Genomic DNA, 12,271 nt, shown 5'->3' with positions numbered 1-12,271 from the left:
TCCAACCACGCGGGGCGTGGCCCTACAATGGGCCCATGAACACTGCCTCCGACATCGACTACGCCCGTTATGACCACATCCGTCCGATCCTCTGGACCGGCGATGCCCTGCAACTGCTGGACCAGCGCAAGCTGCCGTTCGTGGTCGAGCACGTGGTCTGCCATGACAGTGACGAAGTTGCCAGCGCCATCCACGCGCTGACCGTGCGTGGCGCGCCCGCGATCGGCATTGCCGCAGCGTGGGGTGTGGTGCTGGCGGCGCGGGACGTGCAGGCCGCTGATGGCGCGCATGCGCTTCAGCAGTTGGAGCCGGCGCTGCAGCGCCTGAACGCATCGCGCCCGACCGCCGTCAATCTGGCCTGGGCGCTGGCGCGCATGCGTCGCTGCCTGAACGTCGCCGGCGCCGACTGGAAGGCTCTGCTGGAAGCCGAAGCGCAGGCCATTGCCGAGGAGGACCTGGCCGCCAACCGCCACATGGGCGCGCTGGGCGCGGGCCTGATCGAGGCCGGCAGCGGCGTGCTGACCCACTGCAACACCGGCTCGCTGGCCACCGCCGGCTTCGGCACGGCACTGGGCGTGATCCGTGCCGGCATGGCCCAGCACCGCATCGCCCGCGTGTTCGCCGGCGAGACCCGTCCGTGGCTGCAGGGCGCACGCCTGACCGTGTGGGAACTGCAGCAGGATGGCATCGACGCCACCCTGATCGCCGATTCGGCAGCCTCGCACCTGATGAAGACCGGTGCGGTGCAATGGGTGATCGTCGGCGCCGACCGCATCTGCGCCAACGGCGATACCGCCAACAAGATCGGCACCTATCAGCTGGCCATCGCCGCTCGCCACCACGGGGTCAAGTTCATGGTGGTGGCGCCGTCCTCGACCGTGGACATGGAGACCGTGGATGGCAGCCAGATCGAGATCGAGCAGCGCGACCCGGGCGAGCTGTACGGCGTGGGCGGTACCCGCACCGTGGCCGAAGGCATCGCCGCCTGGAACCCGGTGTTCGACGTCACCCCGGGTGAACTGATCGATGCCATCGTGACCGAGCGCGGGGTGATCCTGAACCCGACCATCGAGAACATGCGCGCCGCCTTCGGCGGGTGAGGCACAGGGGAGGGGGCAGCGTGACCTCCGCCCCCGGTAGTGCCGGCCGCTGGCCGCGCGCCCCCCTAAGTTCCTGATTTGTGCCGGTAAAATCCCCGTAAATGGAGGCAGGGAACGGCCTGTTGTGGTAGTATCCACAGGTTGAATCGAGGTTCCGGCACGACCCCCTCCCGCAGAGGGCTGCGCCGGACTGGACCGCTACCAGACAACGGAACCCGAATGGCAGAAAACGCCAAGGAAATCATCCAGGTCAACCTGGAAGACGAGATGCGCAAGAGCTACCTCGATTACGCCATGAGCGTGATCGTGGGCCGCGCGCTCCCGGATGGCGCGATGGCCTCAAGCCGGTGCATCGCCGCGTGCTGTTCGCGATGAACGAACTCAACGCGCACAGCAACAAGCCCTACTTCAAGTCGGCGCGTATCGTCGGTGACGTCATCGGTAAGTACCACCCGCATGGCGATCAGTCGGTGTACGACACGCTGGTGCGCCTGGCACAGCCGTTCTCGCTGCGTTACATGCTGGTCGATGGCCAGGGTAACTTCGGCTCGATCGATGGCGACTCCGCCGCGGCGATGCGATACACCGAAGCGCGCATGTCGCGCCTCGCGCATGAGCTGATGGCGGACATCGACAAGGAAACCGTCGATTTCCAGCCCAACTACGACGAGAAGGAACTGGAGCCGACGGTCATGCCGACCCGGTTCCCGAACCTGCTGGTCAACGGTTCGGCCGGTATCGCGGTGGGCATGGCGACCAACATCCCGCCGCACAACCTGAGCGAATCGATCAACGCCTGCATCGCGCTGATTGATAATCCGGAAATCGATGTCGACGGCCTGATGGAGTACATCCCGGGCCCGGATTTCCCGACTGCCGGCATCATCAATGGCACTGCCGGCATCGTCGCCGGCTATCGCACCGGCCGCGGCCGTGTGCGCATCCGTGCCAAGGCCGATATCGAAGTGGCCGACAACGGCCGCGAATCGATCATCGTCACCGAAATTCCTTACCAGGTGAACAAGGCGCGTCTGATCGAGAAGATCGCCGAGCTGGTCAAGGAAAAGAAGATCGAAGGCATCAGCGAGCTGCGCGATGAGTCCGACAAGGACGGCATGCGCATCTACATCGAGATCAAGCGCGGTGAATCTGCCGAGGTTGTGCTGAACAACCTGTACCAGCAGACGCAGATGGAATCGGTGTTCGGCATCAACATGGTGGCGCTGGTCGATGGCCGCCCGCAGTTGATGAACCTCAAGCAGATGCTGGAGGCGTTCGTCCGCCACCGTCGCGAAGTGGTCACCCGTCGCACCGTGTTCGAGCTGCGCAAGGCGCGCGCCCGTGCCCACGTGCTGGAAGGCCTGACCGTTGCGCTGGCCAACATCGACGAGATGATCGAGCTGATCAAGACCTCGCCGAACCCGAATGAAGCACGCGAGCGCATGCTGGCGCGCGGTGGGAGCCGGGCCTGGTCGGTGCGATGCTGGGTGCCGCCGGTGCCGAAGCCTCGCGTCCGGAAGACCTGCCCAAGGGCGTGGGCCTGATCGAGGGCGGCTACCAGCTGACCGAGATCCAGGCCACCCAGATCCTGGAAATGCGCCTGCACCGCCTGACCGGGCTGGAGCAGGACCGCCTGACCGACGAGTACAAGCAGCTGCTGGAAGTGATCGCCGGGCTGATCCACATCCTGGAAGATCCCGACCGCCTGCTGCAGGTGATCCGCGAGGAGCTGGTCAACGTCAAGGCCGAGTTCGGCGACGAGCGTCGTACCGAAATCCGCCACAGCGAAGAAGACCTGGACATCCTCGACCTGATCGCGCCGGAAGACGTGGTGGTCACCGTGTCGCATGCTGGTTACGTGAAGCGGCAGCCGGTGAGCGTGTACCGCGCACAGCGCCGTGGCGGCCGCGGCCGCAGTGCGGCAGCGACCAAGGAAGAGGATTTCATCGAACAGCTGTGGCTGGTCAACACGCACGATACGCTGCTGACCTTCACCAGCTCGGGCAAGGTGTTCTGGCTGCCGGTCTACCAGCTGCCCGAAGCCGGTTCAAACGCCCGCGGCCGTCCGATCATCAACTGGATCCCGCTGGAGCCGGGCGAACGCGTGCAGGCCGTGCTGCCGGTGCGTGAGTACGCCGACGGCCAGTTCGTGTTCTTCGCCACGAAGAACGGTACGGTCAAGAAGACCCCGCTGGGCGAGTTCGCCTTCCGTCTGGCGCGCGGCAAGATCGCAATCAATCTGGACGAGGGCGATGCCCTGGTCGGCGTCGGCCTGACCGACGGCGAGCGCGACATCCTGCTGTTCGCCTCCAACGGCAAGACCGTGCGCTTCGGTGAAGACAAGGTCCGCTCGATGGGCCGTACCGCAACCGGCGTGCGTGGCATCAAGATGCCGGCCGGCGAGGAAGTGGTCAGCCTGATCGTGGCCGAAAGTGCCGGTGGCAGCGAGGACGAGAACGAGGACGACAACGGTGTCGAGGAAACCGCAGCCAATGGCGATGCGGTGATCGACGGCGCCGATGACGCCAGCGTGCAGTACATCCTCACCGCCACCGAGAACGGCTACGGCAAGCGCACCCCGCTGCCGGACTACCCGCGCAAGGGCCGTGGCACGCAGGGCGTGATCGGCATCCAGACCACCGAGCGCAACGGCAAGCTGGTCGCCGCAGTGCTGATGGGCTCCAGCGACGAAGTGCTGCTGATCTCCGATGGTGGCACCCTGGTGCGTACGCGTGGCTCGGAAATCAGCCGCGTTGGCCGCAACACCCAGGGCGTGACCCTGATCCGCCTGTCCAAGGACGAGAAGCTGCAGGCGGTGGAGCGCATGGATGCCTCGATCGACGAAGACGAGGACGAGGTGGCCGTCGCCGCACCGGCCGCGACCGACGGCGCACCGGCGGCTGCCAGCAGCGAGGACGCCGCGCAGGAGTGATCCTGCCGCGAGCCTGAGGTACCCGACGACGCCGGCCCTGTGCCGGCGTCGTCGTATCCGGATGCCGCACATACGCGCGCGCTTCACGCAGGCGGTGGGATAACGGCGCATGCTGCCCCCGGAGATCGACGATGTCCGCCACGCCGCAGTCCGCTCCTGCCCCTGTTCGCGCCTCCCGGCACCCCCTTGTCACCGTGCTGTCGCTGCTGCTGGTCGTGCTCGGCCTGGTCATCGGCGGGCTCGGTGCGTGGCTGCTCAGCCTTGGCGGCTCGGCGTACTACGCCATCGCCGGGCTCGGCCTGCTGGCCAGCGGCATCCTGTTGTTCGGCAACCGCCGCAGCGGTGCATTGCTGTACGCGCTGGTGTTCATCGGCACGCTGCTGTGGACCTGGTGGGAGTCAGGCAGCGACTACTGGCGCTGGGTGCCCCGGCTGGGCCTGGTGACCGCACTCGGCATCGTGCTGGCCTTGCTGGCGCCCACCCTGCACGAGCCGGTCTCCAAACGCCTGTCGCGCAGCGCGGCGGGTGTGCTGATGCTGGTGTTCGTGGCCGCCTTCGGCCTGGCCTTTGCGCCGCATGGTGAAGTGGATGGGCATCAGCCGTTCCCGGAAGGCGCGGTCAGCGCCGGACTGGAACCTACGCGTGATACCACGGGCCTGCAGCCGGCTGACCAGCCCGCCGAGGGCGACTGGCCGGCGTGGGGCCGCAGCAATGCCGCCACCCGCTATTCGCCGCTGCAGCAGATCACCCCGGCCAATGTGGCCTCGTTGCAGCCAGCCTGGCAGTTCCGTACCGGCGATATGCCCAAGAAGCGCTGGGGCGCGGAAACCACGCCGCTGAAGATCGGCGATCGCCTTTACCTGTGCACCGCGCGCAACCGCCTGATCGCACTCGATGCCGCCAGCGGCAAGGAACTGTGGCGGTTCGATCCCAAAGTGAAGGACACCTCGATTCCGTACACCGCCGCCTGCCGCGGGGTGAGCTACTACGAGCAGCCCCGCACGCCGACCATTGCCGATGCGGCATTGGCCGATGTCGCCGCTGATCTGGCGCTGCCGGAGCCGCCGCCCAGCGTCACCCGCAGTGCTGCACCGGGCAATCGCCCGGCGTGCTGGGCACGCATCATCGAAGGCACGCTGGACGGCCGCATCATCGCGGTGGACGCCGACAGCGGCCGCCCCTGCGCCAACTTCGGCAACAACGGCCAGGTCGACATCACCCTGGGCATGGGTGAGGTGCCACCGGGTTACGTGTCGATCACCTCGCCACCGGCGATCGTGCGCGGGGTGATCGTGACCGGTCACCAGGTGCTGGACGGGCAGCGCCGCGATGCGCCGTCGGGCGTGATCCAGGCCTACGATGCCATCACCGGCAAGCTGCGCTGGGCGTGGGACATGGACCAGCCCGAGCGCAGCGGTCTGCCGCCGCGCGAGCAGACCTATACGCGCGGCACGCCCAACATGTGGACCACCGCCACCGGTGATGAGGCGCTGGGCCTGGTCTACCTGCCGCTGGGCAATTCCGCGGGTGACTACTGGAGCGGCTCACGCACGGAAAACCAGAACCACTATGCGACGTCACTGGTGGCGATCGACGTGGCCACCGGCAAGCCGGTCTGGCATTTCCAGGCGGTGCGCAAGGATGTGTGGGACTACGACCTCGGTTCGCAGGCCAGCCTGATCGACTACCCGACGGCGGCCGGCAAAGTGCCGGCGATCCTGCTGCCGACCAAACAGGGCGACATCTACATCCTCGACCGCCGCAACGGCCAGCTTCTGACCGCGGCCGAAGAGCGCAAGGTGCCGGTGGGCGGCGTCGAACCCGAGCAGCGTTCACCCACGCAGTTGTTCTCGCTGTACCACACGCTGCGTCGCGAGCATGAGCTGACCGAACGTGACATGTGGGGCATCACCCCGATCGACCAGCTGGTCTGCCGCATCCAGTTCCGCAAGGCCTACTACGAAGGGTTCTACACGCCGCCGAGCAGCGAGCGCCATTCCATCGAGTACCCCGGCTACAACGGCGGCTCGGACTGGGGCAGTGTGTCCATCGATACGCGCCGCGGCGTGATCGTGGCCAACTACAACGACATGCCGAACTACAACCGGCTGGTGCCACGCGCGGAGGCCGACCGGTTGGGCTGGCTGCCGCGCGAAAAGATCCGGTTCGACAAGGGCGGAGCAGAAGGCGCGGGTGACCCGCAGGTGGGCACGCCCTACGCCATCCAGGTCAATGCCGGTTGGCGCCTGCCGTTCACCGGTCTGCTGTGCAAGCAGCCGCCCTATGGCGGCATCCGTGCCATCGACCTGCGCACCGGCAAGCTGCTGTGGGACCGTCCATTCGGCAGTGCGCGCGGCAACGGACCCTTCGGCATCCGCTCCGGCCTGCCGATCGAGATCGGCACACCGAACAATGGCGGTTCGGTGGTGACCGCCAGCGGCCTGATCTTCATCGCCGCCGCCACCGATGACCTGCTGCGCGCCATCGACCTGAAGACCGGCAAGGAGTTGTGGCATGCCACGCTGCCCGCGGGAGGTCAGGCCAACCCGATGGTGTACGAGCAGGGCGGGCGCCAGTACGTGGTGATCATGGCCGGCGGCCATCATTTCATGGAAACCCCGAACGGCGATTACGTGATGGCGTTTGCGTTGCCCAGGTAACCGCAACGGGGGCGGTGGGCCGCCCCCGTTGCATGACGCTGGATCACACCGTCACCACCACCTTGCCGATCTGCTCGTTCGATTCCAGGTAACGGTGTGCGTCCTGGATCTGCGCGAACGGGAATACCTTGGCGATCTTCGGTGCCAGCGTGCCCTTGTCCAGGCCATCCACGATGAATGCCTTCGCGCGGGCCAGCGCGGCATCGTCGGAAACGATCTCCGAGTACAGGTAGCCTTTCAACGTCAGCGACTTGCCCAGCACGCTGAACAACGGGAACGGCGTGGGTTCGCTGCTCAGCGCGCCGTATTCCAGCAGGATGCCGCCACGCGCCATGGCTTCGGTCAGCGGTACGAACTGCGGACCACCGATCGGATCGAACACCACTCGGGCGCCGGCACCGCCGGTGATGCGCGTGACTTCGGCCACCAGATCCTGTTCCTGGGTGGCGATGACATGGGCGGCACCGGCGTCGAGCAGGGCCTGGCGCTTGCCCGGGCCACGGGTCACAGCGATCGGCGTGGCGCCGACTGCATTGGCGATCTGGATGGCGGCCAAGCCGACGCTGCTGCTGGCGGCGGTGATGATGACGAAATCGCCGGCGGCCAGGCGTGCCTGTTCCAACAGCGCGCCCCAGGCGGTGACGTACTGCATCCACACCGCGGCGGCCGTTTCAAAGTCCAGTGCCTGCGGATGCTTGACTACCAGTCGTGCCGGCACGTTGGCCAGTTCGCCGTAGGTGCCCCAGCGCGCGATATCCAGCGGCGGCACCACGCTGACCGCATCGCCCGCGGTGAATCCGCTCACTGCACTGCCGACGGCTTCAACCACGCCGGCCGCTTCGTAGCCCAGGCGGCTGGGGAACTGCGCTTCCTGCAGGTAGGCGCCGTTACGGAACATCACCTCGGCGCGGTTCAGGCCAATCGCCTTCACCCGGATCTGGACTTCGTCAGGGGCGGGGGCGGGAACGTCGATATCGTCGATGCGCAGTACATCGGCAGTGCCATATTCGTGGATGCGGACAACCTGGCTCATGGGGGGGGGGCTCCGAGGAAGGGCCGGCGAGGGCGCCGGCGAAAGGGTGAGCGCTACTGTGCGCGTAGTCTGCATCCAGAATAAGGGGTAATCTGGCGTTTCATTGAAAAACAATTGTTTGCAATGGACCTGATCGTTCCCCTTCGGACCTTCGCCAAGGTGGCCGAGGTCGGCTCCTTCGCCGCCGCTGCCGAGGCACTGGACCTGTCGCCGCAGCTGGTCGGCAAGCACATCCAGGCGCTGGAACAGCATCTGGGTGTGCGCCTGCTCAACCGCACCACGCGCAAGCAGAGCCTGACCGACTTCGGCCAGGCCTACCTCGCGCGGGCGCGGGTGATCCTGGAGGAAGTGGAGGGGGCCGAGCAGCTGGCCGAAGTGGCACGTGGACGGCCGATGGGTCGCCTGCGCATCAGTGCGCCGGTCACCTTCGGCGTGCACGCGCTTGGCCCGGCGGTGGTGGCCTACATGCAGCAGTACCCGGATGTGCAGGTTGATCTGAACCTGTCCAACAGTCTGGTGGACATCGTCGAGGACGGCTACGACCTGGTGTTCCGTACCGGAGACCTGGCTGACAGCGGGCTGGTGGCGCGGCGGCTGGGGCCGTATCCACTGGTCCTGTGTGCCTCGCCGGACTATCTGGCTTCGCGCCCGGCCATTACTCATCCCAATGACCTGAGCCGGCACGAGTGCCTGGGCTTCGCGCATTCGATCATCCGCACGCGCTGGAGCTTCCGCGATGCCGATGGCAGCGTGCTGACCGTGCCGGTGTCCAGCCGCTTCATGGTCAACCAGGCCGAGCCGCTGCTGACAGCGGCCATGGGTGGTCTGGGGTTGATCCTGCAGCCCTACGAAATGCTTGCCGCTGCGCTGGAGCGTGGTGAGCTGCTGGAAGTGCTGCCGGACCATGTGCCGGTATCGACGTGGATCAACCTGGTGTACCCGCGTGACCGCCAGCTGACCCCCAAGCTGCGCAGTTTCCTGGACTTCTGTGTGGCGCGTTTCACCGAGCAGTCGATGGCAAGGCGATAGCGTGGCATCGGGTAGCAGGGTTTCCATCAACTGCGAAGGATCACGCACTCACGTTGCTTTCAGGGCTGTGCGCATTTCACCGCACGCGCGGAGTGAATGGCATCGCATCGAGGCATTCAACGTCACCGTCGAGGTGTTGCGGCGGAGTCCCTGGCGTGGATGCGGTGGGCCGATCCATCGTCTAGGATGCGCCCAGGGATACCCGCAAAGGAACTGCCATGAGGGCTGTTGGACGCCTGTTTCTCTGCAATGCACTGGCCGGTTTGGTCCTTGTGGCCACATCGGCGTTTCCGGCAGTTGGCGCAGCATCTTCCGAGCGCGAACATCCACGTGCGCAGGATGCCATCGATGACTGGCTCGCGGCCTTCAATGCGGGCAGCCTCAAGGGTTTGCAGGCATTCGCCGACAGATATGCGAAGCAGGAGGGCAGCACTCCCAAGGACTATCTCGAGTTCCGCGAGAGCACCGGCCCGCTGAGCGTGCTGGAAACACTCGAGCGCGCGCCCAGCCAGGCGAAGCTGCTGGTGATGGGCCAGCTGAGCGAACGTGCGATGCGGGTGACGGCGGTCATGGACCCGGCCAACCCGTCGCACGTGAAGCAGTTCCAGATCGAAGGCACTGAAACGCCGGACAAGTACAAGCCAACACGGGTTGCATTGCCTGCGCTGATGGCCGACGCCACAGCAAAGCTGGAGGCGCTGCGGGCGCAGGACGCGCTGTCGGGAGCGTTGCAGGTGGCGCAGAACGGCAAGGTGCTGCTGGACTGGCGCGGTGGCGAGGCCGATCGCACCGCTGGCATTCCAGTGGGCGTGAATACGCAGTTTCGCCTTGCGTCCTCCAACAAGATGTTCACTGCAGTGGCCATCCTGCAGCTGGTGCAGGAGGGCAAGCTCAGCCTTGATGACACGATAAGCAAGCATCTGCCGGACTATCCGAACAGGACGGTCGCCAACGGCGTGACCGTACGTCATCTGCTGTCACATACCAGCGGTCTGGGTGATTTCTTCGGCGATGATTTCGAGCAGTATTCCGCGTCGCTGAAGACGCTGGATGACTATGTGCAGCGCTTCGCCAAGGATGCACCGCAATTCACGCCTGGTAGCCAGGACGGCTACTCCAACTATGGCTTCATCGTGTTGGGGCGCATCATCGAAGCGGTTTCGGGGCAGTCGTACTACGCCTATGTGGAAGAGCACATCCTGGGGCCGGCGGGCATGACCGGCACCGGCTTCGAGCCGGAAACAGTGAACGTCCCGCAGCGTGCCGTCGCCTACACCAAGAAGGATGGGCAATGGGTCCGTGAAACGAAGTCGCTGCCCTGGCGCGGCATGTCAGCCGGCGGTGGCTACAGCACGGTGGCCGACATGGTGAAATTCGCTGAGGCATTGCGCAGTGGAAGGCTGGTCTCACCTGCATTGCTGCAGCAGGCCACCGCGGCGCAGAACCACAAGGGCTGGTACGGATTCGGCTTCGTGGTGCAGGGCGAGGGCAGGGAACACCAGTATGGCCACGAAGGCGGTGCGCCCGGCTCCAACAGTGCCATCGTGGTGCTGCCTGCACAGGGCTATGTGATCGTTGGGCTGGCCAATGTCGATCCGGATGCGATCGGTAACGTGGTCAACTACATCGCGCGACGGGTGCCGCTTTGATCGCGATGCGTGCCGGTTATTCCGGCACACGCACCATCTTCGTCATCAAGTGTTCCACCACACCCGCCGGGTCGGCCGTACGGCCGACATGCGTGCTCGACATCTGCACGACCGAACTGCGCTTGGCGGTGAGGAAATGGAAGCGCGCACGCGCCGGCAGCTGCGCGATCGGCCCGGCGCTGGCGTCGCCACGGCAGATCGCCACGATCGCATTCAGCCATGGCTGCAACGCCTCCTGGTCCAGCGCTGGCGCGAAGGCGTGCAGGCGTGCCGGATCGATCTCGATGGCCGCTTCCAGTTGACGCGCCGGGACAGGATACGATCACCCCGACGTTGATGAATTCCTCGCGTTCCACCCGCGGTACCACGCGGATGACCGCGTAGTCATACGTGTGCAGCGTGGGCACAGATGGCCTCCTGCACGAACACTGCACGCACTTTCAGGCGGTGCTTGAGATAGTTGATATAGCCTTGGCGATAGGCCTGCGGGCTGTCGAACGCCGGTTCGTCCACCAGCCAGCTGTCCGGCACCAGGCCGACGATGCGCTCGATCTCGGCGGTCAGGCGCGCGGCCAGCTCGGCATCCACTTCGGCGATGCGGCTGGCGAACGACAGCAGCACATGGTCGCGGATCAGCACGAACGGCTTTTCGCAGGCATCGCCGGCGTTGGCCCAGTCGTGATGGAAGTACATGGCCGCACCGTGATCGATCAGGTATAGCTTGCGGTGCCACACCATCAGGTTGGGGTTGCGCGTGGTGCGATCGACATTGCTGGTGAACGCATCGAACCAGACGATGCGCGAGGCGAGGTCGGCATTCACCGGCATCGCCGCCGGGTCGTAGTTGATCGCACCGGGCAGGTAGTCCAGGCCCAGGTTCAAACCTTCACTGGCGCGTATCAGTTCCTGGATCTCCGGGTCGGGCTCGGTGCGGGCGAACTCGCGGTCCAGCTCCACGAACAGGATCTCCGGAATCGGCAGGCCCAGCGTGCGCGCCATTTCGCCGGCGATCAGCTCCGCGATCAAGGCCTTCGGGCCCTGGCCGGCGCCACGGAACTTCAGCACGGCCATGCCGTCGTCGTCGGTCTCGACCACGGCCGGCAGGGAGCCACCTTCCCGCAAGGGGGTGATGTAGCGGAGGGCATGTACGGTGCGCATGCGCGCATTCTAGCGTGATCGCAATCTGTATGAGAGATAGGCCCCTGCACTTACTTCAGTGAGTAGAAGTGCTTGAGTTCACCTGAGAGAGCTTCTATGTCGTTGATCAGGATTGCGACGGGTCTGGTCTTGTTCGAATAGTACTTCGTGATTGGAAGTAGTTCGTTGCGTGGACCGACCGGGTGCAAAGCAATTAATTCCTGCATCGAGATCACCAGGTGACGGAGATCCCTGGTGGACGACTCAACGATGCTGCCCTCTACTCGTGCTGTGCTCAGGAATGAGAAGTAGCTGTCGCTTGGTCCTGATGCTCGGTCCTTCTTCCCCGCCTCCGATACCATATGTCTAATTCTTAGAGAAGTTGCTCCTACGCTATCGAATGTCTTGCCGACCTCGGTTTCAAGAAGGGTATGAATTCGCGCATCCATGTCTCGGATGACCAGAAGAATCTCCGCACTCTTTTTCTCAATCGATGCGTCTCTCAGCTGCTGATTCTGCATTCCGATCGACCAAAGGACGCCTAGAAAGGCGAGGAACGCGAATAGCGGATTGAGGATGCCCCCAAAGTAATCTCCGAAGGAGCCCCAGATGGAAGGGTCAGGGGATACAGAACCGGGAAAATGTAACCTGTAGGTCAGCGCGACCAAGGCGATTGAGGCAAGGGCCACAATTCCGATGGCGCCTAGATAAGTCCATTTCATGGATTAGCT

Annotated in this window: 7 protein-coding genes and 2 pseudogenes; 5 read left to right on the top strand and 4 right to left on the bottom strand. The window is 65.0% G+C overall.

Annotated features, from left to right (window positions below; translation table 11 throughout):
• The first annotated feature begins 35 nt into the window (after nucleotides 1–35).
• From mtnA to ACZK2V_RS14970, 3 genes and pseudogenes are all read left to right on the top strand, one after another.
• Nucleotides 36–1,100, top strand: coding sequence for an S-methyl-5-thioribose-1-phosphate isomerase (gene mtnA / locus ACZK2V_RS14980; protein ID WP_049400195.1), 1,065 nt, complete (start codon nucleotides 36–38; stop codon nucleotides 1,098–1,100).
• 219 nt (nucleotides 1,101–1,319) lie between these two features.
• Nucleotides 1,320–4,032 (top strand): annotated as a pseudogene (gene gyrA, locus ACZK2V_RS14975) (DNA gyrase subunit A).
• Between the two features lie 131 nt (nucleotides 4,033–4,163).
• The gene (locus tag ACZK2V_RS14970; RefSeq protein ID WP_049422085.1) at nucleotides 4,164–6,692 is read left to right on the top strand and encodes a membrane-bound PQQ-dependent dehydrogenase, glucose/quinate/shikimate family; all 2,529 of its coding nucleotides are present in this window, start codon (nucleotides 4,164–4,166) and stop codon (nucleotides 6,690–6,692) included.
• A gap of 43 nt (nucleotides 6,693–6,735) precedes the next feature.
• On the opposite strand, the gene ACZK2V_RS14965 is transcribed toward ACZK2V_RS14970, so the two are convergent.
• Complete coding sequence (locus ACZK2V_RS14965) at nucleotides 6,736–7,725, bottom strand: zinc-dependent alcohol dehydrogenase family protein (RefSeq protein ID WP_486322554.1); 990 nt, start codon at nucleotides 7,723–7,725, stop codon at nucleotides 6,736–6,738.
• 123 nt (nucleotides 7,726–7,848) lie between these two features.
• Between ACZK2V_RS14965 and ACZK2V_RS14960 the strand changes: the two genes are divergently transcribed.
• Nucleotides 7,849–8,754 carry a LysR family transcriptional regulator gene (locus ACZK2V_RS14960; RefSeq protein WP_486322553.1) on the top strand — a complete coding sequence of 302 codons (906 nt, stop codon included), beginning with the start codon at nucleotides 7,849–7,851 and terminating at the stop codon, nucleotides 8,752–8,754.
• A gap of 218 nt (nucleotides 8,755–8,972) precedes the next feature.
• Nucleotides 8,973–10,403: a serine hydrolase domain-containing protein gene (locus ACZK2V_RS14955; RefSeq protein WP_486322552.1), complete on the top strand. Its 1,431-nt coding sequence runs from the start codon at nucleotides 8,973–8,975 to the stop codon at nucleotides 10,401–10,403.
• Between the two features lie 16 nt (nucleotides 10,404–10,419).
• Here the strand turns inward: ACZK2V_RS14955 and ACZK2V_RS14950 are convergent.
• From ACZK2V_RS14950 to ACZK2V_RS14940, 3 genes and pseudogenes are all read right to left on the bottom strand, one after another.
• A pseudogene (locus tag ACZK2V_RS14950) lies at nucleotides 10,420–10,810 on the bottom strand (DUF3037 domain-containing protein).
• Complete coding sequence (locus ACZK2V_RS14945; RefSeq protein ID WP_486322551.1) at nucleotides 10,788–11,561, bottom strand: HipA family kinase; 774 nt, start codon at nucleotides 11,559–11,561, stop codon at nucleotides 10,788–10,790. Before ACZK2V_RS14945 ends, ACZK2V_RS14950 begins: the two are co-directional and overlap by 23 nt.
• 50 nt (nucleotides 11,562–11,611) lie before the next feature.
• On the bottom strand, nucleotides 11,612–12,262 hold the full coding sequence (locus ACZK2V_RS14940; RefSeq protein ID WP_164161269.1) for a hypothetical protein: 651 nt from the start codon (nucleotides 12,260–12,262) through the stop codon (nucleotides 11,612–11,614).
• Nucleotides 12,263–12,271: the final 9 nt, after the last annotated feature.

This window comes from Stenotrophomonas sp. 93052_Sma, assembly GCF_056481145.1.
This window is presented reverse-complemented; position numbering and strand designations above follow the sequence as displayed.